Below are 25,271 nucleotides of genomic sequence, written 5' to 3' on the forward strand. Positions count from 1 at the left end.
CTGTACCGGGCCTTTGGCCTCTGGGATTTGTTTGCGCCAGTAAGCTGCATCTCCCCGCCTTACGCAAGAATTCGTGAGCAATTCGCGAGTGGCTGAGGCGAAACTGTCGCAAAAACGCGTCTATTCCTAGGAAAACTGGCTATTTAGACAGGGGGGCGCCGTTCAAATCTCTTTATAGATGACGTCGGAGCAGCTAGCCTTTCTGCCAAGCGCCAGTCAGAGCGCAGTAGCAGAGCAGGCAAGACAGATGCCCCGATACCAGTATGCGCGCGCGAGCTTTTTCGCGCTTTGCGCGGCACTCGCATTGAGCGGCTGCAAGAGTGACGCAGACAAGGCCGAAGCCCATTACCAATCGGCCGAGACCCTTCTGGCCGAGGGCGACCCCGTCCGCGCGATGGTCGAGCTGCGCAACGTCTTCGAATATGACGGCACCCATAAGGCCGCACGGCGCGCCTATGCCGATCTGCTGCTGGCGCAGGGACGTCTGCAGGAAGCCTTCAGCCAATATCTGCGTCTGCTCGAACAGTATCCCGAGACGGTCGAGGTGCATCGCATCCTTGCGGAGCTGTCGCTGCGCACGGGCAATCTGCCGCGCGCGCAAAAGCAGGTCGACGCTGTACTGGAACTCGCGCCCGACGATCCCGGCGCGCAGGCGGTGCAGCTCGCACTCGACCTGCGAGAGGCCAGCCTGTCGCGCGATACGGGCCGCCAATCCGAGATCGCAGCGCAGGCCAAGGCGCTGACCGTGGCGCATCCCGAGATCCTGACCGGCTGGCATGTGCTGATCGACGCGCGCAATGCACAGGGCGACGACGCCGCGACGCTGGCCGCGCTCGATGCGGCGCTGGCCCGCGATCCGGCGCAATACCGGCTGCAGGTTCTCAAGCTGGAGCTGATCTCGAAGCGTGGTGAGAACGCTGAAATCGGCGCGCAGCTCGAAGTGATGCAGGGGCTATTCCCGGAGGACCCGAAAACCCGCACGGCCCTCATCGCATGGTATGTGCTGCGCGACGATCCGGCGGGGGCGGCGCGCTTCCTGCGCAAGCTCGCGACCGATCGCGAGCAGCAGACAGGCGGCTATCTGGAACTCGTGCGCTTTCTGGCCCGCGCGAAAGGCGCCGAGGCAGCACGGGCCGAACTCGACTCGCTCATCACGCAGTCGAAGGGCCAGTCGAATGAGGCGATCTTCACCGCGATGCGGGCCGATCTGGATTTTCAGGCCGGAGACCGGGTGGCGGCTTTGACGCGGATGCAGGCGCTGATCGAGAGCCATCCCGACAGCGAGGAGATGCGCCAGCTGCGCAGCGCTTACGCCCGGATGCTCGACCATGACGGGCAGCGCGATAAGGCGAAAACCGAGATCGCGGCCATCCTGAAGACCGATCCGACCAACGTCCCTGCCCTGCAGCAGCGCGCGGCGTGGCGGATCGAGGAGGATCGCCTCGATCTGGCGATCACCGATCTGCGCAGCGCGCTGCAGCAAGCCCCCGACAATCCGCAGACCCTGACCCTGCTGGGCGAGGCCGATCTGCGAGAAGGCGCGCCCGATCTGGCGATGGGGCGCTTCAGCCAGGCCTATGATGCGGCGGGGCGCGCCGCGCCCGAGGCGATCCGCTATGTCGATTTCCTCTTCGCGCATGACCGCGCCAGCGCCGCGCGGACGGTTCTGGCCGAGGCCGTGGCGGTAACCCCCAACAGCCCCGGACTGCTCAAGCGGCAGGCCGATCTGGCGCTGGCCGATCGCGACTGGATGCTTGCCCATCGCATCGCGGACCGGCTTGCCGCATCGTCGGCCCCGGGCACGGAGGCGCTGGCGCAGTCGATCCGCGCCGCGATCCTGATGGGGCGCGGCCGCAGCGAGAGCGCGATCGAGACGCTGAAAACCCTGGTGCAGATGCCCCCGACCGGCGAAGACGGCGTCACCACGGCCCCTGCGGTCTCGGCGGCGGCGGTCTCGGCCGTGGTGCAGGCGCAACTGGCCTCCGGGCGGGGCGGCGAGGCGCGCGCCTATCTCGAGGCGCAACTGAACGAACAACCCGGCAATCGCGGCTTGCGGCTGCTGGAGGCCAACCTCTGTGCGATTCAGGGCGACACCGACCGGGCCGAGACCGGGCTGCGCACGCTGATGTATGAAGACCCGGCGGATCCGCGCCCGGCCCGCCAGCTCTATCGCCTGCTCGCGGCCCAAGGACGCGAGGGCGATGCGCTCGCGGTGATCCAGACGGCGCTGGAAAAGGCGCCGCAGGCCGATCCGCTGCTGCTGCTCTACCGGGCGCGCTCGGAGGAGAAGTCGGGCCGGTTCGACGCGGCGATCGCGACCTATGACGATCTCTACACCCGCGACAGCGGCGATCTGATCGTCGCCAATAACCTCGCGAGCCTGCTGAGCACCCATCGCGACGACCGCCCTAGCCTCGAGCATGCGGCGCAGATCGCGAAACGCTTCCGCGAGCGTCCCGAACCCGCCTTCAAGGATACCTATGGCTGGGCGGAATACCGGCTGGGCAATTACGGGGCCGCGCGCCCCCTTCTCGCCGCTGCCGCCGCCGGATTGCCGGAGAACGCGCTCGCGCAATATCACTACGCCGCCGTGCTGATCGCGCTGGAAGAAGCCGATCTGGCCGAAGCCGCCCTGCGCGATGCGCTGCGTCTTGCCGGCGAGCCTTTGCCGCCCGCGATGCAGGGCGCGAAGGCGCAGCTTGCAGCGCTGACCGGAGAGGGCTCGTCGGGCAACACCCCGCGCCCGGCCCCGGCCCAGCGCTGATTTTGTCTTTGGATCAAAGCTCTCGCAGGGTAAGCTCATGTTAAGCGCCGCGTCAGACGGCCTATGAGCGAGCAGTCGAGATGATCACCACGAGCCCCCCTCTGCGCGAGGTGCGTGCCCTGCCATGGGGTACGCTCGGCCTGCTGACGCTGGCCGTCCTCTCCTATCCGTTCTTCGCATTGGGGATCGCGAGCCTCGGGGCCGCATGGTCCACGCCGGAATATAGCCACGGGCCGCTGATCCCGCTGATTTCGCTCTATCTTTTCGCGCGCGAATTGCATCATGCACCGCTCACGCTGGAGGCCCGCCCGCAGCGCTGGCAAGGCGTCGCGGTGATCGCAGTGGCGCTCGCCCTCGCCGTTTTCGGCACCCGCGCGCAAATCGCCGATTTCGTGACCTATGCGCTGATTATCTGGATGATGGGCGCGGTGCTCTTGAGCATGGGCTGGCGGGCGGGCAAACGCCATTGGAAGCCGGTGCTGCATCTGATCTTCATGCTGCCGCTGCCGCAGATCCTCTACTGGAAGCTCACCATCGCCCTGCAGCTCGTCTCGTCGGAGCTGGGCGTGATGCTGGTGCGCGCCGCCGACATCCCCGTGCATCTGAGCGGCAATGTGATCGACCTCGGCGTCTACAAGCTGCAGGTGGCCGATGCCTGTTCGGGGCTGCGTTATCTCTTCCCGATCCTCAGCTTCTCCTACCTGTTCGGCATCCTCTATCGCGGACCGTTCTGGCATAAGGCGGTGCTTTTCGCGATGGCCGCGCCGCTGACGGTGCTTCTGAATTCTCTGCGCATCGGCATGGTCGCGATCCTTGTCGACGCCTACGGGATCGAACAGGCCGAGGGCTTCCTGCATGTCTTCGAGGGCTGGGTGATCTTCGGGGCAGCGATTGCGATCCTAAGCCTCACCGCGATCGGGCTGCAGCGGCTGGTGGCCGAGCCGAAACCGCTCTCCGAGGCGCTCGACCTCGATTATCGCCGTTTCGCGCCGGAAGCGCGCCGCTTGCGCAACCTCGCACCGTCGCGCGATCTGGGGCTGGCGGTCATCCTGACGGGGGTCGCGCTGGCGCTCTGGTCGGGCCTGCCGCAGATGACGACGCTCCCGCCGGAGCGCGCGCCGCTGTCGTCCTTCCCGACGCAGATCGATGGCTGGCAGGGCACGCGCCGCCCGCTGGAGCCAGCGACCGAGCAAGTCCTAGCAGCGAGCGATTATCTCAACGCGGTTTATACCGATCCCGCTCAGGACGCGCCGGTGAACCTGTTTGTCGCCTGGTATGCCGATCAGAGCCAAGGCGACGGCATCCATTCTCCCGAGGTGTGCCTGCCGGTCGGCGGCTGGGAGGTCAGCGCCTTCCGACCGCATCGCATCGTCCTGCCCCACCGCGCCCCCTTCGAGGTCAACCGCGCGATCATCACCAAGGGGCTCAACCGGCAACTGGTCTATTACTGGTTCGACGGGCGTGGCCGCGCGATGACGAGCGACTGGCGCGCGAAGCTGTCGGTTATCGTGGACGGGATCACGCGCGCACGGACCGATGGCGCGCTGGTGCGCTATGTCACGCCGATCCGCCGCGACGAGGATATCCGCGCAGCCGACCGCCGCCTGACGCGCTTCATCGGGCAGTCCCTGCCCCGGCTGAGCGCTTCGATTCCGGATTGAGCGGGCTTACGAGCCCAGCGCGACACTCCCGCCCCAGCAGCCCGGGATCGGGTTGCGGGTATCGAACACAAGCGGGCAGGTTTCCACGGCTTTGATCGCACGATCCACGCGCGCATCGGCCATCGCAGGTGTCAGTCCGATCGCGAGCGCATGCACCACCGGATCGTAGAGCGCACGGCCCGTCAGATCAGCGGTCGCATGAGGCGTGGCTTCGCGCAGATCACCCGCGAAGGCAGAGCTGGCAACACCGGTCACAACCAGTGCGGTAAACGCCACCGCCGATGTCCTCCAATGCGCCATACAAGTTCCAAGCCGAATGCTTAACGATATAGGGCGAACCGTCTTGCTGTCCGCCCCTTGAGTTTGTGGCGCAAATGGGGCGGCGCGCAACTGGAATCTTGGCGAAACTTGAGCAAAAAGAATGATTTATAAGAAACAATTCCGCTCGATCTGCAGGTTTTATTTCCCCATCTTGGAGAATATCCGATCATAGGCCGCAAGGAGCTGTCGGGCCGAAAAATCCCAGGACAGCGCATCGAGCACCCGCGCCCGGCCCAGCCGGCCCATCGAACGCGCGCGCTCGGGCGCCTCGATCAGCGCCGCGATCCGGGCGGCGAAGTCCTTCGGATCATTGGCGCGGGCATAGAGCGCGGCCTCGCCCGCAGAGGCCCGCCCTTCGGTGAGTTCGAACTGCACCAAGGGCTTCTCGAGCGTCATGTATTCCATGACCTTGTTCATGGTGGAGATGTCGTTCATCGCGTTCTTTGGATCGGGCGCGACGCCGATATCGATCGCATTCATCGCCGCCAGCATATCCTCGCCGTAGAGCGGGCCGGTGAAGGTGAAATAATCGCTCAGGCCCCGCGCCGCGACATCGGCCTCCACGGTAGGCAACTCGGGCCCGAAGCCCACGATCACCACATGCAGATCGCTGTAGCCGAGCTTGCGCACCAGATGCTCGACCGCCTGCACCAGAAGGTCCATCCCCTCCTGCTGCCCGATCACGCCGATATAGCCAAGCACGGTCTTCGCGCCCTTGCGATAGGCAGGATCGCCGGGTCCGGGCAGGAAGGTCTCGACGCGCGGGGCGGAGCGGACGACGAAGACGTCTTCGGGGGCCATGCCACCGCGGGTGATCGCGATCTTGCGGAAGCTCTCATTCGTGGCCATCGACACCGTGGCGCTGGCGAAGGTGATCCGCTCCCAGATGCGCATCACGCTCCAGAGGAGCCCCTTCTTGCCGAACTTGGCCTCGAACAGCTCGGGGCAGACGTCGTGATGGTCGAACATGTAGCGCACACCCGACAGCCGATAGCGCCAGGCCAGAAGCCAGATCAGGTCGGGCGGGTTGCAGCCCTGGATCACGTCGAAGCCGCGCTCGCGCTTCACCTGTTTCGCCAACCGGAACCACGCCTTGATCGCGTGCCAATATTCACGCGCATAGGCCACCGCGCCGGAATGGGCTTCGGGCGGTGCGGGGTGGCGGTAGATATGGATACCCTCGATTTCCTCGTAAGCCGCGTCCCAGCCGCGCCCCATCGGACAGATTACCGAGACCTCATAGCCCGCCGCGCGCAATGTTGTGGCCTCCAGCCAGACCCTGCGATCCAGCGGCACCGGCAGGTTCTCCACCACGATCAGAATGCGTCTCGCCATGCCCCTTACGACCCGCCCTTGCCACGGGGGCGGTTTGCCGCCCATTTTTATGTGAGCCCCTTTCGCTCACGTCTTACGACGGTTATGTCGCAGCCACGCGTTGGTTTCCACCCCGCATAACTCCGGATTTCCCCATATGTTGCGCTCTCTACTCTCCCGTCTCAAACCAGAGACCGCTCCCTCCTCGGCACCCAATGGCCTGCCTCGTCCGGAGGCGCCGATCTGCGTGATCGGGGACCTTCACGGCCGCGCCGATCTCTTGGGCAAGATGTTCGAGCGGATCGGGCAGGAACCGGAAGGCGCAAAGGCCCGCATCATTACGCTGGGCGACATGATCGACCGTGGCCCGAATTCGGCGCGGGTGCTGGCGACGCTCCATGCCGCGCAGCTTGCCAATCCCTCGCGGATGATCTGCCTGATGGGCAATCACGAGCGGATGATGCTCGACTTCCTGCTGTCCCCCGATGCGCGCACCGCCGGCTGGCTGCGCGTGGGCGGATTACAGACGCTGCAAAGCTACGGCATCGCGCCGCCCGATCCGCGCGAGACGGATCCGGAGGTGCTGGACGCGCTGCGCATGGATCTCGCTCGCGCGCTTGGGCCGGACCTGCTGGCATGGCTCGATGCGCGCCCCGCGATGTGGCGCGAGGGTCGCTTCGCCGCGACCCATGCGGGAGCCGATCCCTATCACCCGATGGAACGCCAAAGCCGCGATGCGCTGCTCTGGGGTCATCCCCGGTTCGGGCAGATGACCCGGCGCGATGGGGTCTGGATCGCCTTCGGCCATTGGGTCGTGGAGCAACCTGTCGCCGATCAAGGCCGCATCGCGGTCGATACCGGCGCCTATGAGACCGGGCTCCTGAGTGCTGCCTGGCTCGACAAGGGCGGACTGCGCTTCCTGCAAGTCGAAGGCTGAAAGACGATGGGCGCCCCCCGAAGGGAGCGCCCGTTGGCAGGTTACAAGCCGTCTCTCTCTCGCAACCGGTGTTGGAATTACTTGCCCGTCTGGCGCAGCACCACGGCGATGGTCATCACGCAGAGCCACAGATCGTTCAGCAGCGACAGTTTCGCGTAATAGCGTTCGTCGAAGCGCACGCGATCCACGAAGGCGGTGGTCGAACGCCCGGCGACCTGCCACAGCCCGGTGATGCCGGGGCGCATCTTGTAATAGGCCAGGCCCATCGCGCCTTTGTAGCTGGCTTCCTGATCGAGCATGAAGGGGCGCGGCCCCACGAGGCTCATAGACCCGAACAGCACGTTGAAGAACTGCGGCAACTCGTCGAGGCTGGTGCGGCGCAGGAAGCGACCGATGCGGGTGATCCGCGGATCGTCGTCGAGCTTCTGGTTCACCGACCATTCCAGTGCGAGCGCGGGGTTCTCGTTGCACAGACGCACGAGCTGCGCCTCGGCATCGACATGCATGGTGCGCAGCTTGTAGCAGCGGAAGCGCTTGCCGCCCTGCCCGACGCGGATCTGCGAATAGAAGGCGGGACCGCCATCGGCGCGCACCGCCAGAGCCAGAAGCGTGATCAGCGGCAGCAGAACCGGAAGGATCGCGAGCACGGCGAGAATGTCGAACAGACGCTTGCCCATGCCCTCGTAGCGCAGAATGCGCGACCGGTCCCGGCTGGTACTCGTTACACTTGCAAGCTCGAAATTGGTCGAGAGATCCGACATTTTCGCCCCTATTACCCTACCTCAGAGTGCGAACCTTCAAGCCCGCTTTTCTTTAACCCGGTTTTCATCTTTGATTCGTCCATAATTGTGACGAAAGCCGACAATTGTTGCGGCTCGGGGCTACAAAGAGATCACGGAAAAAAATCACAAGTCGTTGATCACTGTTATTTATCTTATTGTTTTATATGTCACATTTTTTCAGCACTGCGGAAATCCGCAGCCTCGCGGCACTCGCGCATAAGGCGATTAGCGCCCAAACTTCCCTAAGGTCACTTTTAGTTAAAAGGTTATGAAACCGGACGCCCGCGCAGACCCGCCGAGACGGCGGATTGTCCGCGACCCTCTTGATCGCGCGGCGCAACTGCCCATATCGGCTGGGAAGATGTTATGGAGATTAACATGACCCGAGACGATGCCCGCGCCCTCTATATCGAGCAGCGCGTCGCGAATGAGAAGAAGTCCGCCCTTCTGGGCTATGTGCTGTGGTTCATGCTGCCGATGCTTGGCGTGCACCGGATGTATATGGGCCGCGTCTTCTCCGGCGTGGTGATGCTGGCGCTGACCGGGATCGGCACGCTCCTGTCGCCTATCCTGATCGGCTTCATCCCACTTGGCCTCGCAGGCCTGTGGTGGCTGATCGACGCGCTTCTGATCCCCGGCATGGTCTCGCAGGTATGGCCGAGACGCGCTGGCGGCTGATGCAGGAAGCTTAATCCGCCTGCCGGATCGGGTGCTCGGCCAAGGCCTGCGCCTGATCCGGGCTCAGGCTTTCGGGCCGCACCACTTGAGTGTGGATCGAGAAGATCACGGCATTCGTGCGCGGCAGTCGGAACAGGCATTGCCGCTCCACCCGGATATAAGGGGCATCGGCGGGCGCGTGGGCGAATTCGTATTCCGAGCGCGGATCGTGAAGATGCGCGGCAGAGCGCGAGGCAGTCCCCCGCATCAGCCCCCTGCCCTCACGCACGCCATCGAGCAAGCGCTGCACCCGTTTGCCGAGATCGTCGGTGTAGATCTCGATCGGCTCGTGAATTCGCATCATCGGGCGCATGAATTTCTCGCGCAGCGTCCAGCCCGAGGGAAAACACAGCACGCCGCCGGTCGGCACGTGCTCGGCATGACCGAACGCGGCCTCATCGGCTTCCATCAGGCACAGATCGCATTGCAGCAGCCGCCCGAGCGTTGCCAGCGGGTCCGTGCGATCGAGCGCAACCACCGCCCCATCGGGTCGCGTAGCCGTCTCCGCACTGCAGGCAAACCCCAGCGCCGGAAGCATCGGCAGCACCAGATCGTAGAGCTCTTGTGCCGCAGGCCGTCCGTGATCCGACAAGCCCAGCACCAGATCGCGCGCCTCCCCGATCAGCCGGTCGCGCAGGCCCATCTGGGCGGCGTAGGCATCATCGACCTCGAGCCAATCCTCATAGGTGACCGGGATCACCCCCGGCAGCCGCCGCGTGCGCGGGTCGGCCCAGGGCGCGAAGCTCAGGCGATTTTGCAGGATCGGTGTGGCGACAAGGTCTTTCATCCCCGCAGATTGCCGCGCGTCCCCGCGCGCGGCAAGAGCGCCCGCGTCAGGGCTGCCCCGCGCTGCGCACATAGTCCGAGATCATCTCGTAATCTTTGCGCGGTCCCTGCACCCGCCAGATCGCCCGCCACTTCGGCCACGCGTCGAAGTCATAGCTCACCCGGTAATCGTCGGGGTCGCACCAATGGCTCGCGGCCGGGCTCAGCGGATCGAAACTGTGAAAGGGGCGCCCATCCTCGAAGGCCACGGCGATCTGCCCGCCCTCGGCCCGCCAGAAATAGCTGCGCTCGGCGTGAAAGCTCTGACCGCCCGGCATCACCAGCTCGCCGCTCTCGCGATAATGCAGCCCGACCCCTTCGGGTGCGAAGCAGGCATGACCGTCAAAACGGGCTTTATTGCCGTCGCTATGCAGGATTTGGCGCGTCAGCACCCAGTTCCCCTCGAAATCCGACAGCTGCGGCATTGGCTCTCCCTTGCCCCAAAGGCAGGTGCAGTCTAACAAGCGCGCAACCACACGCAATCAAGAGGCCGCCGATGATCCCGCGTTATGCCCGCAAAGAGATGGTCGACATCTGGGAACCCGCCACCAAGTTCAAAATCTGGTACGAGATCGAGGCGCATGCCTGCGACGCTCAGGCCGAGCTGGGCGTGATCCCGAAAGAGAATGCCGAGGCCGTCTGGAAGGCCAAGGATGTCGAGTTCGACGTCGACCGCATCGACGAGATCGAAGCCGTCACCAAGCATGACGTGATCGCCTTCCTGACGCACCTTGCCGAACATGTGGGTTCGGAAGAGGCCCGTTTCGTCCATCAAGGCATGACCTCGTCGGATGTGCTCGACACCTGCCTCAACGTGCAGCTCGTGCGCGCCGCCGACATCCTGCTGACCGATCTCGATAAGGTTCTGGCCGCGCTGAAGAAGCGCGCCTACGAGCACAAGGACACGGTTCGCGTGGGCCGCTCGCACGGCATCCATGCCGAGCCCACCACGATGGGCCTGACCTTCGCGCGCTTCTACGCCGAGATGGACCGCAACAAGGCGCGACTGCAGGCCGCCAAGGAAGAAGTCGCGACCGGTGCGATCTCGGGCGCTGTCGGCACCTTCGCCAATATCGACCCGCGCGTGGAAGAGCATGTCTGCAAGATGCTCGGCCTCAAGCCGGAGCCGATCTCGACGCAGGTGATCCCGCGCGACCGTCACGCGATGTTCTTCGCCACGCTGGGCGTTATTGCCTCCTCGATCGAAAACGTCGCGATCGAAATCCGCCACATGCAGCGCACTGAAGTGCTCGAAGGTGCGGAATTCTTCTCGATGGGCCAGAAAGGCTCGTCGGCGATGCCGCACAAGAAGAACCCCGTCCTGACCGAGAACCTCACCGGGCTTGCGCGCCTCGTCCGTATGACCGTGATCCCGGCGATGGAGAACGTGGCGCTCTGGCACGAGCGTGACATCTCGCACAGCTCGGTCGAGCGTGGCATCGGCCCCGACGCGACCGTGACGCTCGATTTCGCGCTGAACCGTCTGGCAGGCGTCGTCGACAAGATGATCATCTACCCCGAGAACATGCTCGCGAACATGAACAAGTTCCCCGGTCTGGTGATGAGCCAGCGCGTTCTGCTGGCGCTGACGCAGGCTGGCGTGTCGCGCGAAGACGCCTATGCGATGGTGCAGCGCAATGCGCTCAAGGTCTGGGAAGAGCGCGTCGATTTCCGCGAACAGCTGCTCGCCGACAAGGATGTCGTGGCCGCTCTCGGCGTCGACGGCATCAATGAGAAGTTCGACATGGGCTACCATACCAAGCATGTCGACACGATTTTCGCCCGCGTTTTCGGCGAATAATCGAGAAACAAGCCCGTTCCGCGCCGCCTATGTCAGCCGACTATAGGCGGCGCGTGCGATTCGGGCTTACCCTAGGGCATCTAGCAAAGGGAGATTGCAGATGACCCGAACCATCCTTGCAGCCGCCGTGCTGATCCTCGCTCCTCTGGCCGCGTCGGCCGAGTGCTTTAGCGGCCACCAAGCTTCCATGTCCTGCCCGCAGGGCCAGGTCTGGGACAAGGACGCGAGTGCCTGCGTCCTGCAGTCCAGCTAACCGCTGAGACGGTAATCCCGTCTTAACGGCCTCCGTGCAAAGCTGACCGCGAAACCGCATTGGCCGCCCGCGCGGCCGATGCCCAGCACGGAGGTTCTCGCGGTGAATGCGATCGCGCCCATGGCGCTCGGTCATATGGCCGGGTCCGACTCGGCTGGCGACAAATCCGCCCGGCCGGGGCCGCTCTCGCGGCGCCAGAAAGCTGCGATCATCGTGCGGCTGCTCGCCTCCGAAGGGCTGAAACTGCCGCTGACGGAGCTGAGCGACGATCATCAGACCGAACTGACCGAGGCTGTGGCACAGCTGCGTCTGGTCGACCGCGCCACCATCGCGAGCGTGGTGGAAGAGTTCTGCGAAGAATTGGAAGCTGTCGGCATCGCTTTTCCCGGCGGGCTGGAAGGCGCGCTGTCGCTGCTCGACGGGCAGCTCTCGCCCTCGGCCTCGAACCGCCTGCGCAGGCTGGCCTCCGGCTCCTCGCGCGCCGACCCGTGGCAGCGGATCGCGGGCCTCACCGCGGAGGTGCTTCTGCCGGTGCTGGAAGACGAAAGCGTCGAAGTGGGCGCGGTGATGCTGTCGAAGCTGTCGGTCGCGAAATCTGCCGAACTGCTTGGGCTGCTGCCGGGTGAGAAAGCGCGGCGGATTGCCTATGCGGTCTCGCTGACCGGGAATGTCGCGCCCGAAACCGTGCTGCGGATCGGGCAGGCGCTCGCGGCGCAGCTCGATGCCGCCCCGCCCAAGGCCTTCGATTCCGGGCCGGTGGAACGGGTGGGCGCGATCCTGAACTACTCGGCTTCGGCCACCCGCGACGCGGTGCTCAAAGGGTTGGAGGAAGAGGACAAGACTTTCGCCGACGAGGTGAAGAAGGCGATCTTCACCTTCGCCAATATCCCCGCCCGCATCGATACACGCGACATCCCGAAAGTGCTGCGCGTGGTCAATCAGACGCAACTGACCGTCGCGCTTGCCGGGGCGACCGGCCCGTTGCAGCCCGCGGCGGAGTTCATTCTCGCCAACATGTCCCAGCGCATGGCGCAAAGCTTGCGCGACGAGATGGCGAATCTGGGCAAGGTGAAAGAGAAAGACGCCGAAGAGGCGATGAGCGCGGTCGTCGCCGCAATCCGGGAGATGGAAGCCGCGGGAGAGATATTCCTCGTCGCGGAGGACGACGATTGAGCGAAAGATTCTGTCGCCGCGCCCCGTTTGGCGCCAGTCTTCGCGCCAAAGCCGCACCCTGCCCCGCAATGTTATCGCAAACACCTCGTGTTTACGCTAACATACTGTTTCAAAACCTTTTCCCGAATTGCATGCAATGGTATCCAACGCCGAAATCACGCGCTTCGGAGAGATCATCATGACCGTCACCATCGGGATCAACGGCTTCGGCCGCATCGGGCGCTGCACGCTCGCGCATATCGCGGAAGCCGCGCGCAATGACGTGCAGGTCGTCAAGATCAACGCCACCGGCCCGATCGAGACCAACGCGCATCTCTTGAAATACGACTCCGTCCACGGCCGGTTCGGCGGGCAGGTGAAAGTGGCGGGCAACACGCTCGACCTCGGGCGCGGCCCGATCGACGTGATGTCGACCTATGACCCGGAAGAACTCGACTGGGACGGCGTCGATGTCGTCCTTGAATGCACCGGCAAGTTCAACGCCCGCGACAAGGCCGCCGTCCATCTGGGCCGCGGCGCGAAGCGGGTTCTGGTCTCCGCTCCCGCCACCGATGTCGACAAGACCGTGGTTTACGGCGTGAACCATCGCGAGCTGACGCCCGCGCATCACGTCGTCTCGAACGGGTCGTGCACCACGAACTGCCTCGCGCCGCTCGCCAAAGTGCTCAATGACACGATCGGCATCGAATCGGGCGTGATGACGACGATCCATTCCTATACCGGCGATCAGCCCACGCTCGACCGTCGCCACAAGGATCTCTATCGCGCCCGCGCCGCCGCGATGGCGATGATCCCGACCTCCACCGGCGCCGCGAAAGCCCTGGGCGAGGTGCTGCCCGAGCTGCAAGGCCGCCTCGACGGCACCGCGCTGCGCGTCCCGACCCCCAATGTTTCCGCGGTCGATCTGACCTTCGAGGCGCGCAAGACCGTCACCCGCGACGAGGTGAACGAGATCGTCCGCGAGGCCGCCGCCGGCTACATGGGCATGGTGCTGGGCTACGACCCCGAGCCGAAGGTCTCGATCGACTTCAACCACACGCAGCAATCCTCTATCTTCGCGCCGGACCAGACCAAGGTCGTGGGCAAGCTTGTCCGCGTTCTGGCCTGGTACGATAACGAATGGGGGTTCTCCTGCCGCATGGCCGATGTGGCCGGGGCGATGGGGCGACTCGTGCACTGACGCGCCAAACAAGGGCGCGCGAAGGGGATAGATGACCAATCGGATCGCGCTCTGGCTCGGGGGCCTCCTCATTTTGCTCATTTTGGCGGATGTGTTGGCCGATGACGGCCGCATCCTGCTGTTTCTGGCGAAAAAAACTGCCGATCTCGTTCAATATGTCGCTTTCTGGCGCTAGCATCGGGCTGCACCCCGTTGACCTTTGGCGCTGAACGCGCTTGTTAGCGTTAACGGAAGACCTGCCCGTGCAACTCCCTGCCGGGCAGCCAGCCAGAGGAGACGGATATGACGGTTAAAGTTGCCATCAACGGGTTCGGTCGCATCGGCCGCAACGTGCTGCGCGGGATCATCGAGTCGGGGCGCACCGACATCGAAGTGATCGCCATCAACGATCTCGGCCCGGTCGAGACGAACGCGCATCTGCTGCAATTCGACTCCGTACACGGCAAATTCCCCCATGAGGTCACGACCGGCGAAGACTGGATCGATGCCGGCCGCGGCAAGATCAAGGTCACCGCAATCCGTGACCCGAAAGAACTGCCCTGGGGCGATGTCGATGTCGCGCTGGAATGCACCGGCATCTTCACCGCGCGCGACAAGGCGGCCTTCCACCTCGAGAACGGCTCGAAGCGCGTTCTGGTCTCGGCCCCTGCCAGCGGTGCTGACAAGACCATCGTCTTCGGTGTGAACGACGGTGCGCTGACTGCGGACGACCTCGTCGTCTCGAACGCGTCCTGCACCACGAACTGCCTCTCGCCCGTCGCCAAGGCGCTGAACGACGCGATCGGGATCGAGAAGGGCTTCATGACCACGATCCACAGCTATACCGGCGACCAGCCGACGCTGGACACGATGCACAAGGATCTCTACCGCGCCCGTGCGGCCGCGCTGTCGATGATCCCGACCTCGACCGGCGCTGCGAAAGCCGTGGGTCTGGTGCTGCCGGAGCTCAACGGCAAGCTGGACGGCGTCGCGATCCGCGTGCCGACCCCGAATGTCTCGGTCGTCGATCTGGTCTTCGAGGCCGGCAAGGACACCAGCGTCGAAGAGATCAATGCCGCGATCAAAGCCGCCGCTGACGGCCCGATGAAAGGCATCCTCGGCTATACCGACAAGCCCAACGTCTCGAGCGACTTCAACCACGACCCGCATTCGTCGATCTTCCACATGGACCAGACCAAGGTCATGGAAGGCCGCATGGTCCGTATCCTGAGCTGGTACGACAACGAATGGGGCTTCTCGAACCGCATGGCGGACACCGCCGTCGCGATGGGCAAGCTGATCTGAGCGTGATCGGGGCACCGCCCCACAGATTGCGAAAAAGCCAAAGGGGCGGTCCATCTTGGGCCGCCCTTTTTGCGCTCACCTCTCACACACGGCTCGCAGAGCATGCACGCACCCTCTCACGCGCGCCGCGAGCCTTGATGCATGGTGATAGAACCCTTTGAAATCCGGGACGTTTCAGGGCCATGGAGCGCGCCGCCCGGCGCCTTCCGCCTTAGCTGAACCCCATCACGAAAGGGAATATCCCATGGAACGCAGCAAGAAATTCCTCGCCCTCGCCCTCTCCTCCGCGCTGATCGCGGGCCCCGCGAGCTTCGAGATGGCCAATGCCGCCACCACGAGTTCCAACAGCAACTCAAGCGGCGCCGCGATGCAGAGCGCGCAGAGCCAAGGCAATGACGCGGTCTCGCAGACCACGGCAAGTTCGACCGACAAGGACTTGCTGACTACGGTAAATGACGCCTACACGGCGATGCGCGAAGTGCGCGCGGCGCGTCTGGCGATCTTCGACGGCAATACCGACATGGCGACCAAGATGACCAAGGACGCCACTGCGAAAATGCAGTCCGCCGAGAAGGCCGAGAGCAAATGGGGCGTGCCCTCGAAAGCGGGCAAGAAAGGCGTGACCTACCTGCCCTTCGACAGCTCCATTGCGCTTGGCGAAAGCTTTACGGTGACGCCGGACAACCAGAAAGCGGTCGGCAAGGCCAATCAGCAGATGGCACAGGGCAACGCAAAAGCCGCAGCCAAGACGCTGAAGGACAACGATATCGACGTGTCGATCTCGGCGGCGATGGTGCCCGCGAAGGCGTCGCTCGCCCATCTGCAGGACGCGTCCAAGCTCATCAAGTCGGGCAATTACTACGAGGCGAACCTTGCGTTGAAAGGAGTCGAGGATTCGGTGGTGATCGACCAATGGGGGCTCGACAACCTGCCGCAGCAGGCGGGCAACGCCACGAAATCCTCGGCAAATGCGAGCGGCAGCACTCAGATGCAGCAGAAATCGCAGCAGAGCGGCACGTCGGGCAACTCCGCCTCGAACGGCTGATCAGGCCTTGGCGTAAGCCTTGACCAAGGCATCGCGCACGGCGGGGGTGACGAATTTCGAGACATCCCCGTCGAGCCGCGCAATTTCCTTCACCAGCTTCGAGGCGATCGCCTGACGCCGAGCATCGGCCATCAGGAACACCGTCTCGACCGAGGCGTCGAGCGCGCGGTTCATCCCGACCATCTGGAATTCATATTCGAAATCGGCCACCGCGCGCAGGCCGCGCACGATCACGCTGGCGCCGACATCCTTGGCGCAGTCGATCAGCAGGTTTTCGAAGGGATGGACGACGATCTCGCCGCCGCGACGGTCGGTGATCTTCGCGCATTCGTCCTGAAGCATGGCGACGCGTTCTTCGAGAGAGAAGAGCGGTCCCTTGTCCCGGTTGATCGCGACCCCGATCACGAGCCGGTCCACCAGAGCCATCGCGCGCTCGATGATATCGAGGTGGCCCAGCGTGACCGGATCGAAAGTTCCGGGGTAAAGACCGATCCGCATGGCATCCTCCCTCGTCGCCCGCCAAAAAGCTCAGCGCACGCAACTATATTGCGTGGCTAAATGCAAGCGGGAAGGTGCCGCAATGCGGCATCAGTTGCCCATGATCATGCCCTGAAGCGACTCTTTCTCCATATGGAGCTCGTTCAGACGCGCCTTTACCACGTCCCCGATCGAGATCACGCCGACCATCTTGCCGTTCTCGCGCACGGGCATGTGGCGGAAGCGGCCCTCGGTCATCAGGCTCATCACCTCTTCGGTGCTGTCCATCGGGGCGCAATGCTTGACGTCGCGGGTCATGACATCACTGGCGGTCATCACCAGGCAATCCGCACCGCGCCGCGCGATTTCACGCACGACGTCGCGTTCCGAGACGATCCCGTCGACGGTTTCCCCGTCTTGCGAGACGATCACCGCACCGATGCGTTTCGAAGAAAGCGTGGCAATCACCTCTCTCAGCTTCATGTCGGGGGCGACGGTGAAAACTTCCATCTCGCCCTTGTTCTTGAGAATCTGCATAACCTGCATCGGCGTCTCCTTGAAAAACGTCGTCTAAACCCAAGCGTCCCACTGCTTTCATAGATTTGTCAACGGCTTTGCGGTTCACGGGGCCGCCAGTTATGTTTCAACCGCAGCGTGTTCGAGCCGCGCAACCTCGTCGCGAAGCCCCTGCCCCAGCGCTTCGGCGAAGCGCGTCAGGCGCTCGGATCGGCGGTCGTCGGCGTGGCGGATTAACCAAAAGGCGCGGTTGAGCCGGATCTCGTCGCCCAGCACCCGTTGAACGCCCGGCGCGAAGGGGATCGCGAAGTCGTGGACGATGCCCACGCCTGCGCCCGCCTCGATCATCCGGGTTTGCACGGCCGCTGAATTCGAGGCGAGCCCCATCACCTCGGCCTCGGTCTCGGCGAAGTAATCCAGCTCCTTGTCGAAAATCATGTCGGGGATATAGCCGATCATCCGGTGATGGCGCAGATCCTCCTTGCAGGTGATCGGGGGCGCCTTCGCGAGATAGTCGCGATGGGCGGCGAGGCTGAGGTGATAGTCGCTCAGCTTCTGCACGGTCAGACGGCCTGCGGTCGGGCGTGAGACCGCGATTGCCATATCCGCCTCGCGTTTCGAGAGGTTGAAAACGCGCGGCAAGGCGACGACCTGAATCTCCAGCCCGGGATTGTCCTCGGCGATCTTCGCGCAGACCTGTGGCAGAAGGTAATTGGCGCAGCCATCGGGCGCGCCGATCCGCAACTGCCCCGTCAATTGGCCCGCGATGCCGGACAGCTCTTCATCGGCGCCCGCGAAGACCTGCTCCGCCGCCTCGGCATGGGGAAGGAGACGGTCGCCCGACTCGGAGAGCGCGTAGCCCTGCGGCGATTTCACGAAAAGCTTCGCCCCCACCCCTTCTTCGAGCCGCGCGATGCGCCGTCCTACGGTGGCCGCGTCCAGCTTCAACCGCCGCCCGGCGCCCGACAGGCTCTCGGCCCGTGCGACGGCAAGGAAAATCCGCAGGTCGTCCCAGTCCATATCGCGCTCCTCTTTGCAAAAATGCAAAACGCTTTTGAGCTACTTCCTCTTTTATGCTCAATTTCGCAAGGCTAGAGTGCGCCCAAGCCAAGATTATCTGTAGGAGGAGCGTCTCATGGAAGAAATCGGTCACTGGATCAACGGCAAGCGCGTTGCGGGCACTTCGGGCCGCTTCGGCGAAGTCTTCAACCCCGCCACTGGCGAGCAGATCGCCAAGGTCGCGCTGGCCACCCCGGCCGAGCTGGATGCCGCAATCGCGGACGCCGCGAAAGCGCAGCTGGAATGGCAGAAGGTCAACCCGCAGCGCCGCGCCCGCGTGATGATGAAATTCGGTCAGCTGATCGAGCGCGACATGGACAAGCTCGCCGAGGCTCTGTCGAAAGAGCACGGCAAGACCATCCCCGACGCGAAGGGCGACGTGCAGCGTGGCCTCGAAGTGATCGAGGTCTGCATGGGCGCACCGGCGATGCTCAAGGGCGAGTACACGGGCGACGCGGGCCCCGGTATCGACCTCTACTCGATGCGCCAGCCGCTGGGCGTCGTGGCCGGCATCACGCCGTTCAACTTCCCCGCCATGATCCCGCTGTGGAAAATGGGCCCGGCGCTTTCGGCCGGTAACGCGATGATCCTCAAGCCGTCCGAGCGCGTGCCGACCACCGCGATCATGCTTGCGGAACTGGCGCAGGAAGCCGGTCTTCCCGACGGCGTGCTGCAGGTCGTCAACGGCGACAAGGAAGCCGTGGACACGATCCTCGACCACGAGACGATCCAGGGCGTGGGCTTCGTGGGTTCGACCCCGATCGCGCAATACATCTACGGTCGTGCGGCCACCAACGGCAAGCGCGCGCAGTGCTTTGGTGGTGCGAAGAACCACATGATCATCATGCCCGACGCGGACATGGACAAGGCCGCCGACGCGCTGATCGGCGCGGGCTACGGCGCCGCTGGCGAGCGCTGCATGGCGATCTCGGTTGCGGTCCCGGTGGGCGACGGCACGGCGGATGCGCTGGTCGAGCGTCTCGTGCCGAAGATCGAGAAGCTGAAAGTCGGCCCCTATACCGGCGGCGACGACGTGGATTACGGCCCCGTCATCACCAAGCAGGCGCAGGAGCGGATCAAGTCGCTCATCAATTCGGGTGTCGATCAGGGCGCGAACCTTGTCGTCGACGGCCGCGACTTCTCGCTGCAGGGCTATGAGGACGGCTTCTTCGTCGGCCCGTCGCTCTTCGACAACGTCACCCCCGACATGGACATCTACAAAGAGGAAATCTTTGGCCCGGTCCTGTCGATGGTGCGCACGAAGTCCTATGACGAGGCGCTCGATCTGGTCATCGACAGCCCCTACGGCAACGGCACCGCGATCTACACCGCCGATGGCGACGTCGCACGCGACTTTGCGGCGAACGTCAATGTCGGCATGGTCGGCATCAACTTCCCGATCCCGGTTCCGCTGAGCTACTACACCTTCGGCGGCTGGAAAAAGTCGGCCTTCGGCGACCTCAACCAGTACGGCCCGGACGCCTTCCGCTTCTACACCAAGACCAAGACCGTCACGGCGCGCTGGTTCTCGGGCATCAAGGACGAAGGTGCGGCGCTGAACTTCAAGGCGCTCGACTGATCTTACGGCGGGGCGGTTTGCGAACCGCCCTCCCCCACGCATAAGAAAACGCCCCGCCGATGGACGGGGCGTTTTTCATGGGCAGCGTCGGTACGGATCAGTCGATGTCCCAATCATCCTCATGCGACACGCCGCCCAGTGCCAGCCAGTCCGCACGCACCCGCGCCACACGGCTGTCGCCCCAGGTGCGGAAGACGATCACGAAGCCCTCGGGCGTGACGCCGTCGCTGGAGATATCCATCCGCGAATTATGCTTGCCGTCCACGTCCCACATCGACAACGAGACCTGCACCATCGGCGTCGCGCGGAAAGCTTCCGGGAAGGCAACCTTCTTGCGCAGTTCGCGCGGGCCCTCGCCCGTCCACATGGCGCCGCCATCCTGATAGTCGGAGAACAGCACGAGCGAGCCGCGTTGCATCCCCAGACGGTGGCTTTCGATCGTGATCATCGCGAGAGGGCCTCTTTCTTTCAACCTGAGGCAGAGCTTACCGCAACTGCAGACAATAAAAAGCCCCGGAAAATCCGGGGCTTCCTAAATCTTTTCGCGAGAGGTCTCAGCTCAGCATATGCGAGCCGAGGGCCTCCATGTCAGCCAGCAGCTTCGCGGTCATGTCGGCCACCGAAGGATGCGCCTCGTCATGGACGCGGCGGGCTTCCTCGATCAGGCGATCGTGGACTTCCTTGGTGAACTCTTCCGCGGGCAGCGAACGCTCGGCCAGAACCGTGATCCCCTCGGGGGTGATCTCGGCGAAGCCACCCGTCACCGCGTAGCTCTGGGTTTCCGACCGCGTCACCATCGTCAGCTTGCCGGGACGCAGCGTGGTCAGCATCGGCGCGTGGCCGGGCATGACCGTGAGGTCACCATCCGCACCAGGCACCATGACCTCGACCGCCGCCTCTTCCGAGGCCAGCTTGCGCTCGGGCGCAACGAGATCGAATTGCATCGTGTCGGCCATAATGCCTCCTTACGCCGCAGCGGCGAGTTTCTCGGCTTTCGCTTTCACGTCCTCGATGCCGCCAACCATGTAGAAGGCTGCTTCGGGCAGGTGATCGTATTCGCCTGCAACAACCGCCTTAAACGACTCGATGGTGTCTTCGAGCGGAACCTGAACGCCGTCCGAACCGGTGAACACTTTCGCAACGTCGAAGGGCTGCGAGAGGAAACGCTGGATCTTACGGGCACGAGCCACGGTCAGCTTATCCTCTTCGGACAGTTCGTCCATACCGAGGATGGCGATGATGTCCTGCAGAGCCTTGTAGCGCTGGAGGATCTCCTGCACCTGACGGGCGACCTTGTAGTGCTCTTCGCCGACGATGCCCGGATCGAGGATACGCGAGGACGAGTCCAGCGGGTCCACAGCCGGGTAGATGCCGAGTTCCGAGATCGCACGCGACAGAACGGTCGTGGCGTCAAGGTGGGCGAAGGTGGTGGCCGGAGCCGGGTCGGTAAGGTCATCCGCGGGCACGTAGACGGCCTGGATCGAGGTAATCGAGCCAGCTTTCGTCGAGGTAATGCGCTCCTGCATCGCGCCCATGTCGGTGGCCAGCGTCGGCTGGTAGCCCACTGCCGAGGGGATACGGCCCAGAAGTGCGGACACCTCGGAACCCGCCTGCGTGAAGCGGAAGATGTTGTCCACGAAGAACAGAACGTCGGTGCCCGACTGGTCGCGGAACTGCTCTGCCAGGGTCAGGCCGGTCAAAGCGACACGCGCACGCGCACCCGGAGGCTCGTTCATCTGGCCGTAGACCAGTGCCACCTGCGAGCTCGACAGATCGTCGGGCTTGATGACGTTGGATTCGATCATCTCGTGGTAGAGGTCGTTCCCTTCACGGGTCCGCTCGCCCACACCGGCGAACACGGAGTAGCCCGAGTGCACCTTCGCGATGTTGTTGATCAGCTCCATGATCAGAACGGTCTTGCCGACGCCAGCGCCGCCGAACAGGCCGATCTTACCGCCCTTGGAGTAGGGTGCGAGCAGGTCGATGACCTTGATGCCGGTCACGAGGATTTCCGAGGCGGTCGCCTGGCTCTCGAAGTTCGGCGCGGGCTGGTGGATGGCGCGGGTTTCGTCCGCTTCCACGGGGCCCTTCTCGTCCACGGGCTCGCCGATAACGTTCAGGATGCGGCCGAGGGTCGCGTTGCCGACCGGCACCGAGATCGGCTTGCCGGTGTCTTTCACGCCGGCGCCGCGCACGAGACCTTCGGTCGCGTCCATTGCGATGGTACGCACCGAGTTTTCGCCGAGGTGCTGAGCCACTTCGAGAACGAGGCGCTTGCCGTTGTTCTCGGTTTCCAGCGCGTTGAGGATCGCAGGCAGCTCGCCGTCGAACTGCACGTCGACGACGGCGCCGATGACCTGGGTCACTTTACCATTGCTTGCCATGTCTGTTTTTCTCCGGTTCCGTCAGAGCGCCTCGGCGCCCGAAATGATTTCGATGAGTTCCTTGGTGATCGCGGCCTGGCGCGTGCGGTTGTATTCGATCGTCAGCTTGTCGATCATATCGCCCGCATTGCGCGTCGCAGAGTCCATCGCTGACATCCGCGCACCTTGTTCCGAGGCACCGTTTTCCAGCAGAGCCGTGAAGATCTGCGTCGCGACCCCACGCGGCAGCAGATCCTCGAGGATTTGCGTCTCGCTGGGTTCGTAGTCGTAATTGACGCTCGGCGTTTCTTCGCCCTCTTCCGGTTCATAGGAAGCGGGGATGATCTGCTTCGCGGTCGGGCGCTGCGCGATCACGCTCTCGAAGATCGAGAAGAAGATCGTCGCGACGTCGAACTCGCCATTGTCGAAGCGACCGATCAGGTCGCGGGCGATCTTCTGCGCGTCGTCATAGCTCAGGCGTTTGACGTCGCTCAGATCGACGTGGCCGATGAAGTACTGACCGTATTCACGGCGCAGCGCATCGCGGCCTTTCTTGCCGACGGTGAGGATCTTCACCTCTTTGCCCTCGGCCAGCAGCTTGTCAGCCGTCTGGCGCGCGAGCTTCGCAATATTGGCGTTGAAGCCACCGCACAGGCCGCGTTCGGCGGTCATGACCACCAAAAGCTGCACCTTGTCCGAACCGGTGCCCGAAAGCAGGCGCGGCGCGTTGTCCCGGCCCTGGACCGAACTTGCGAGCCCCGCCATCACGGAGTGCATCCGCTCGGCATAGGGGCGCGCAGCTTCGGCCGCTTCTTGGGCACGGCGCAACTTTGCGGCGGCGACCATTTGCATCGCCTTCGTGATCTTCCGCGTGTTCTTGACGCTTCCGATCCGGTTTTTAAGGTCCTTAAGGCTGGGCATGTCCCTGTCCTTTCAGGCCAATCACGCGTAGGTCTTGGCGAATTCGTCGATAGCGGCTTTCAGCTTGTCGGCCGCGTCACCCTTGATCTTCGGATCCTCGTTCGTGAGCCAGTCGAGGATGTCCTTGCGCGAGTTGCGCAGGTAATCCAGCAGACCCTGTTCGAACTTGCCGACCTCGGAAACCGGGATGCTATCGAGGAAGCCGTTGGTGCCGGCGAAGATGACGGCCACGATTTCCGCGTTGGTGAGCGGCGAATACTGCGGCTGTTTCATCAGCTCGGTCAGGCGCGCACCACGGTTCAGCAGCTTCTGAGTTGCGGCGTCGAGATCCGAGCCGAACTGAGCGAAGGCCGCCATTTCGCGATACTGTGCCAGTTCCAGCTTAACCGGGCCTGCTACGGTCTTCATCGAGTTCGTCTGAGCCGACGAACCAACGCGCGACACCGACAGACCGGTGTTCACGGCGGGACGGATACCTTGGTAGAACAGTTCCGTCTCGAGGAAGATCTGACCGTCGGTGATCGAGATCACGTTGGTCGGGATGAAGGCCGACACGTCGCCGCCCTGGGTTTCGATGACCGGCAGAGCGGTCAGCGAACCGGCGCCGAAGTCTTCGTTCAGCTTCGCCGAACGCTCCAGCAGGCGGGAGTGCAGGTAGAACACGTCGCCCGGATATGCTTCGCGGCCCGGCGGGCGACGCAGCAGCAGCGACATCTGACGATAGGCGACAGCCTGCTTCGAGAGGTCATCATAGATGATCAGCGCGTGCATGCCGTTGTCGCGGAAGTATTCCGCCATCGCGGTCGCGGTGTAGGGCGCGAGGTACTGCATCGGCGCGGGGTCCGAAGCGGTCGCGGCGATCACGGTGGTGTATTCGATCGCACCGGTCTCTTCGAGCTTCTTAACCAGCTGCGCCACGGTCGAGCGCTTCTGGCCGATCGCGACGTAGAAGCAGTGCAGCTTGTTGGACGGATCAGCGTCGTTATACGACTTCTGGTTCAGAATGGTGTCGAGCGCGATTGCGGTCTTACCGGTCTGACGGTCGCCAATGATCAGCTCGCGCTGGCCACGGCCGATCGGGATCATCGCGTCAACCGACTTGAGGCCGGTCGCCATCGGCTCGTGAACCGATTTACGCGGGATGATGCCCGGAGCTTTCACGTCGGCGACGCGACGCTCTTTCGCTTCGATGGCGCCTTTGCCGTCGAGCGCGTTGCCGAGACCGTCGACCACGCGGCCGAGCAGCGCTTCACCGACCGGCACGTCCACGATGGAGTTCGTGCGCTTGACGGTGTCGCCTTCTTTAATGTCTTGGTCCGAACCGAAGATCACGACACCGACGTTGTCGGTCTCGAGGTTCAGTGCCATCCCGCGGATACCACCGGGGAATTCAACCATCTCACCGGCCTGGACGTTGTCGAGCCCGTAGACGCGCGCGATACCGTCGCCAACCGACAGCACGCGACCGACTTCGGCCACTTGGGCGTCCTGCCCGAAATTCTTGATCTGCTCCTTGAGGATCGCAGAAATCTCAGCTGCTTGGATGCCCATTTATCCGACCTCTTTCATGGCGTTCTTGAGAGAAGCGAGCTTCGAACGGATCGACGTGTCGACCATGCGCGAGCCCAGCTTTACGATCATGCCACCGATGAGGCTTTCATCGACGGCGGTGTTCAGTTTGACGGTCTTGCCCGTCTGGTTTTTCAGCACTTCGGCGAGCTTCTTGGCCTGTGCGGCGCTGAGCTTGCTGGCCGAGGTGACATCTGCGGTCACTTCGCCCTTCTCGTCCGCGATCAGGTCCGACAGCGCCTTGAGCAGCTGCGGCAGCACGAAGAGACGACGCTTGGCGCCCATCAGTTGCAGGCCGTTCTTCATCGGGTCCGACAGGCCCATCTTGGCTGCCAGAGCGCCGATTGCAGCTGCCTGCTGGTCGCGCGTGTAGACCGGCGATGCAATCACCTCACGCAGCTCGTCAGAGCCAGCCAGCGCCTCCGACAGCGCGGAGACATCGGCTTCGAGCGCGGCGAGGGCATTTGCTTCGCGCGAGAGTTCAAAAATGGCCAGCGCATAGCGGCCGGCGATGCTTGCGGAAATCGAAGCTGGTTCGGACACGTCCACCCTTCCGATGCGTTTTGCCCCGACCCGGAACAGGCCATGGGGCGCTCCCCCGGCGCGCTTGAGACATGCCCTCCGCGCCGCTTATCGGGGAGGTCACTAGCAGAGCAATCCCCCCCTCGCAACCATCTTGAGCACGAGAATGTGAGCAGAAGGCCTCCAATCTGCCCTTCGTCGCGGGAAG

Annotated in this window: 26 protein-coding genes; 12 read left to right on the top strand and 14 right to left on the bottom strand. The window is 63.7% G+C overall.

What is annotated here, in order from left to right; translation table 11 throughout:
- Nucleotides 1–247 precede the first annotated feature (247 nt).
- Nucleotides 248–2,764, top strand: coding sequence for a tetratricopeptide repeat protein (locus BMI85_RS01560; protein ID WP_168174716.1), 2,517 nt, complete (start codon nt 248–250; stop codon nt 2,762–2,764).
- Between the two features lie 80 nt (nt 2,765–2,844).
- Entirely contained in the window at nt 2,845–4,425 is a 1,581-nt protein-coding gene (gene xrtD / locus BMI85_RS01565; RefSeq protein ID WP_078599274.1) for a VPLPA-CTERM-specific exosortase XrtD, read from the top strand.
- Between the two features lie 6 nt (nt 4,426–4,431).
- Here the strand turns inward: xrtD and BMI85_RS01570 are convergent, their stop codons facing one another.
- Both BMI85_RS01570 and BMI85_RS01575 read right to left on the bottom strand, forming a co-directional pair.
- Nucleotides 4,432–4,701 (bottom strand): hypothetical protein, encoded by a 270-nt coding sequence (locus BMI85_RS01570; protein ID WP_078599275.1) that lies wholly within the window; start codon nt 4,699–4,701, stop codon nt 4,432–4,434.
- A gap of 183 nt (nt 4,702–4,884) precedes the next feature.
- Entirely contained in the window at nt 4,885–6,081 is a 1,197-nt protein-coding gene (locus BMI85_RS01575; RefSeq protein ID WP_078599276.1) for a glycosyltransferase family 4 protein, read from the bottom strand.
- A 226-nt stretch (nt 6,082–6,307) separates the two neighbouring features.
- On the opposite strand from BMI85_RS01575, the gene BMI85_RS01580 reads away from it, so the two are divergent.
- Nucleotides 6,308–6,997 (top strand): metallophosphoesterase, encoded by a 690-nt coding sequence (locus tag BMI85_RS01580; protein WP_244176531.1) that lies wholly within the window; start codon nt 6,308–6,310, stop codon nt 6,995–6,997.
- 77 nt (nt 6,998–7,074) lie between these two features.
- On the opposite strand, the gene BMI85_RS01585 is transcribed toward BMI85_RS01580, so the two are convergent.
- On the bottom strand, nt 7,075–7,758 hold the full coding sequence (locus BMI85_RS01585; RefSeq protein WP_246832465.1) for a sugar transferase: 684 nt from the start codon (nt 7,756–7,758) through the stop codon (nt 7,075–7,077).
- A 399-nt stretch (nt 7,759–8,157) separates the two neighbouring features.
- Between BMI85_RS01585 and BMI85_RS01590 the strand changes: the two genes are divergently transcribed.
- A complete protein-coding gene (locus BMI85_RS01590) occupies nt 8,158–8,457 on the top strand; it encodes a TM2 domain-containing protein (protein ID WP_078599860.1) in 300 nt (99 codons plus the stop codon).
- A 10-nt stretch (nt 8,458–8,467) separates the two neighbouring features.
- On the opposite strand, the gene BMI85_RS01595 is transcribed toward BMI85_RS01590, so the two are convergent.
- Both BMI85_RS01595 and BMI85_RS01600 read right to left on the bottom strand, forming a co-directional pair.
- A complete protein-coding gene (locus BMI85_RS01595) occupies nt 8,468–9,283 on the bottom strand; it encodes a DUF3445 domain-containing protein (protein WP_078599862.1) in 816 nt (271 codons plus the stop codon).
- Between the two features lie 46 nt (nt 9,284–9,329).
- On the bottom strand, nt 9,330–9,746 hold the full coding sequence (locus BMI85_RS01600) for a DUF6314 family protein (protein WP_078599278.1): 417 nt from the start codon (nt 9,744–9,746) through the stop codon (nt 9,330–9,332).
- A gap of 71 nt (nt 9,747–9,817) precedes the next feature.
- Between BMI85_RS01600 and purB the strand changes: the two genes are divergently transcribed.
- The 7 genes from purB to BMI85_RS01625 all read left to right on the top strand — a co-directional run bounded on the left by purB (nt 9,818) and on the right by BMI85_RS01625 (nt 16,057).
- Nucleotides 9,818–11,122, top strand: coding sequence for an adenylosuccinate lyase (gene purB, locus BMI85_RS01605; protein WP_078546667.1), 1,305 nt, complete (start codon nt 9,818–9,820; stop codon nt 11,120–11,122).
- Nucleotides 11,123–11,222: 100 nt separating this feature from the next.
- A complete protein-coding gene (locus BMI85_RS20995; RefSeq protein ID WP_098410593.1) occupies nt 11,223–11,375 on the top strand; it encodes a chitin-binding domain-containing protein in 153 nt (50 codons plus the stop codon).
- Nucleotides 11,376–11,510: 135 nt separating this feature from the next.
- Nucleotides 11,511–12,548 carry a FliG C-terminal domain-containing protein gene (locus tag BMI85_RS01610; protein WP_078599864.1) on the top strand — a complete coding sequence of 346 codons (1,038 nt, stop codon included), beginning with the start codon at nt 11,511–11,513 and terminating at the stop codon, nt 12,546–12,548.
- Nucleotides 12,549–12,726: 178 nt separating this feature from the next.
- Nucleotides 12,727–13,728 carry a type I glyceraldehyde-3-phosphate dehydrogenase gene (gene gap / locus BMI85_RS01615; protein ID WP_078547294.1) on the top strand — a complete coding sequence of 334 codons (1,002 nt, stop codon included), beginning with the start codon at nt 12,727–12,729 and terminating at the stop codon, nt 13,726–13,728.
- 31 nt (nt 13,729–13,759) lie between these two features.
- Nucleotides 13,760–13,903, top strand: a complete 144-nt coding sequence (locus BMI85_RS21295; protein ID WP_093476853.1) for a hypothetical protein — start codon at nt 13,760–13,762, stop codon at nt 13,901–13,903.
- Between the two features lie 107 nt (nt 13,904–14,010).
- Nucleotides 14,011–15,012 (top strand): type I glyceraldehyde-3-phosphate dehydrogenase, encoded by a 1,002-nt coding sequence (gene gap / locus BMI85_RS01620; protein ID WP_078519393.1) that lies wholly within the window; start codon nt 14,011–14,013, stop codon nt 15,010–15,012.
- Between the two features lie 244 nt (nt 15,013–15,256).
- Nucleotides 15,257–16,057 (top strand): YfdX family protein, encoded by an 801-nt coding sequence (locus BMI85_RS01625; RefSeq protein ID WP_078599279.1) that lies wholly within the window; start codon nt 15,257–15,259, stop codon nt 16,055–16,057.
- Here the strand turns inward: BMI85_RS01625 and coaD are convergent, their stop codons facing one another.
- The 3 genes from coaD to BMI85_RS01640 form a co-directional block, all read right to left on the bottom strand.
- Entirely contained in the window at nt 16,058–16,555 is a 498-nt protein-coding gene (gene coaD / locus BMI85_RS01630; RefSeq protein WP_078599280.1) for a pantetheine-phosphate adenylyltransferase, read from the bottom strand.
- Between the two features lie 90 nt (nt 16,556–16,645).
- The gene (locus BMI85_RS01635) at nt 16,646–17,080 is read right to left on the bottom strand and encodes a CBS domain-containing protein (protein ID WP_078599281.1); all 435 of its coding nucleotides are present in this window, start codon (nt 17,078–17,080) and stop codon (nt 16,646–16,648) included.
- Between the two features lie 90 nt (nt 17,081–17,170).
- Nucleotides 17,171–18,070 carry a LysR family transcriptional regulator gene (locus BMI85_RS01640; RefSeq protein ID WP_078570275.1) on the bottom strand — a complete coding sequence of 300 codons (900 nt, stop codon included), beginning with the start codon at nt 18,068–18,070 and terminating at the stop codon, nt 17,171–17,173.
- A 115-nt stretch (nt 18,071–18,185) separates the two neighbouring features.
- On the opposite strand from BMI85_RS01640, the gene BMI85_RS01645 reads away from it, so the two are divergent.
- Nucleotides 18,186–19,688 carry a CoA-acylating methylmalonate-semialdehyde dehydrogenase gene (locus BMI85_RS01645; protein ID WP_078519398.1) on the top strand — a complete coding sequence of 501 codons (1,503 nt, stop codon included), beginning with the start codon at nt 18,186–18,188 and terminating at the stop codon, nt 19,686–19,688.
- Between the two features lie 97 nt (nt 19,689–19,785).
- On the opposite strand, the gene BMI85_RS01650 is transcribed toward BMI85_RS01645, so the two are convergent.
- The 6 genes from BMI85_RS01650 to BMI85_RS01675 form a co-directional block, all read right to left on the bottom strand.
- Entirely contained in the window at nt 19,786–20,136 is a 351-nt protein-coding gene (locus BMI85_RS01650) for an H-type lectin domain-containing protein (RefSeq protein ID WP_078599282.1), read from the bottom strand.
- A 106-nt stretch (nt 20,137–20,242) separates the two neighbouring features.
- The gene (locus BMI85_RS01655; RefSeq protein ID WP_078519400.1) at nt 20,243–20,644 is read right to left on the bottom strand and encodes a F0F1 ATP synthase subunit epsilon; all 402 of its coding nucleotides are present in this window, start codon (nt 20,642–20,644) and stop codon (nt 20,243–20,245) included.
- Nucleotides 20,645–20,653: 9 nt separating this feature from the next.
- Nucleotides 20,654–22,072 (bottom strand): F0F1 ATP synthase subunit beta, encoded by a 1,419-nt coding sequence (gene atpD / locus BMI85_RS01660; protein ID WP_078519401.1) that lies wholly within the window; start codon nt 22,070–22,072, stop codon nt 20,654–20,656.
- Nucleotides 22,073–22,093: 21 nt separating this feature from the next.
- Nucleotides 22,094–22,972, bottom strand: a complete 879-nt coding sequence (locus BMI85_RS01665; RefSeq protein ID WP_078546652.1) for a F0F1 ATP synthase subunit gamma — start codon at nt 22,970–22,972, stop codon at nt 22,094–22,096.
- A 21-nt stretch (nt 22,973–22,993) separates the two neighbouring features.
- On the bottom strand, nt 22,994–24,523 hold the full coding sequence (gene atpA / locus BMI85_RS01670; RefSeq protein ID WP_078539506.1) for a F0F1 ATP synthase subunit alpha: 1,530 nt from the start codon (nt 24,521–24,523) through the stop codon (nt 22,994–22,996).
- Nucleotides 24,524–25,084, bottom strand: a complete 561-nt coding sequence (locus tag BMI85_RS01675; protein ID WP_078546650.1) for a F0F1 ATP synthase subunit delta — start codon at nt 25,082–25,084, stop codon at nt 24,524–24,526.
- Nucleotides 25,085–25,271 lie beyond the last annotated feature (187 nt).

Source organism: Thioclava sp. DLFJ4-1 (assembly GCF_002020145.1).
Classification (GTDB): Bacteria; Pseudomonadota; Alphaproteobacteria; order Rhodobacterales; family Rhodobacteraceae; genus Thioclava; species Thioclava sediminum.

Bases quoted from the DNA above. Each gene is read 5' to 3' on its own strand.
- BMI85_RS01560 (WP_168174716.1), top strand. From the start codon at position 248: ATGCCCCGATACCAGTATGCGCGCGCGAGCTTTTTCGCGCTTTGCGCG.
- xrtD (WP_078599274.1), top strand. From the start codon at position 2,845: ATGATCACCACGAGCCCCCCTCTGCGCGAGGTGCGTGCCCTGCCATGG.
- BMI85_RS01575 (WP_078599276.1), bottom strand. From the start codon at position 6,081: ATGGCGAGACGCATTCTGATCGTGGTGGAGAACCTGCCGGTGCCGCTG.
- BMI85_RS01585 (WP_246832465.1), bottom strand. From the start codon at position 7,758: ATGTCGGATCTCTCGACCAATTTCGAGCTTGCAAGTGTAACGAGTACC.
- BMI85_RS01590 (WP_078599860.1), top strand. From the start codon at position 8,158: ATGACCCGAGACGATGCCCGCGCCCTCTATATCGAGCAGCGCGTCGCG.
- BMI85_RS01595 (WP_078599862.1), bottom strand. From the start codon at position 9,283: ATGAAAGACCTTGTCGCCACACCGATCCTGCAAAATCGCCTGAGCTTC.
- BMI85_RS01600 (WP_078599278.1), bottom strand. From the start codon at position 9,746: ATGCCGCAGCTGTCGGATTTCGAGGGGAACTGGGTGCTGACGCGCCAA.
- purB (WP_078546667.1), top strand. From the start codon at position 9,818: ATGATCCCGCGTTATGCCCGCAAAGAGATGGTCGACATCTGGGAACCC.
- BMI85_RS20995 (WP_098410593.1), top strand. From the start codon at position 11,223: ATGACCCGAACCATCCTTGCAGCCGCCGTGCTGATCCTCGCTCCTCTG.
- BMI85_RS01610 (WP_078599864.1), top strand. From the start codon at position 11,511: ATGGCCGGGTCCGACTCGGCTGGCGACAAATCCGCCCGGCCGGGGCCG.
- gap (WP_078547294.1), top strand. From the start codon at position 12,727: ATGACCGTCACCATCGGGATCAACGGCTTCGGCCGCATCGGGCGCTGC.
- BMI85_RS21295 (WP_093476853.1), top strand. From the start codon at position 13,760: ATGACCAATCGGATCGCGCTCTGGCTCGGGGGCCTCCTCATTTTGCTC.
- gap (WP_078519393.1), top strand. From the start codon at position 14,011: ATGACGGTTAAAGTTGCCATCAACGGGTTCGGTCGCATCGGCCGCAAC.
- BMI85_RS01625 (WP_078599279.1), top strand. From the start codon at position 15,257: ATGGAACGCAGCAAGAAATTCCTCGCCCTCGCCCTCTCCTCCGCGCTG.
- coaD (WP_078599280.1), bottom strand. From the start codon at position 16,555: ATGCGGATCGGTCTTTACCCCGGAACTTTCGATCCGGTCACGCTGGGC.
- BMI85_RS01635 (WP_078599281.1), bottom strand. From the start codon at position 17,080: ATGCAGGTTATGCAGATTCTCAAGAACAAGGGCGAGATGGAAGTTTTC.
- BMI85_RS01640 (WP_078570275.1), bottom strand. From the start codon at position 18,070: ATGGACTGGGACGACCTGCGGATTTTCCTTGCCGTCGCACGGGCCGAG.
- BMI85_RS01645 (WP_078519398.1), top strand. From the start codon at position 18,186: ATGGAAGAAATCGGTCACTGGATCAACGGCAAGCGCGTTGCGGGCACT.
- BMI85_RS01650 (WP_078599282.1), bottom strand. From the start codon at position 20,136: ATGATCACGATCGAAAGCCACCGTCTGGGGATGCAACGCGGCTCGCTC.
- BMI85_RS01655 (WP_078519400.1), bottom strand. From the start codon at position 20,644: ATGGCCGACACGATGCAATTCGATCTCGTTGCGCCCGAGCGCAAGCTG.
- atpD (WP_078519401.1), bottom strand. From the start codon at position 22,072: ATGGCAAGCAATGGTAAAGTGACCCAGGTCATCGGCGCCGTCGTCGAC.
- BMI85_RS01665 (WP_078546652.1), bottom strand. From the start codon at position 22,972: ATGCCCAGCCTTAAGGACCTTAAAAACCGGATCGGAAGCGTCAAGAAC.
- atpA (WP_078539506.1), bottom strand. From the start codon at position 24,523: ATGGGCATCCAAGCAGCTGAGATTTCTGCGATCCTCAAGGAGCAGATC.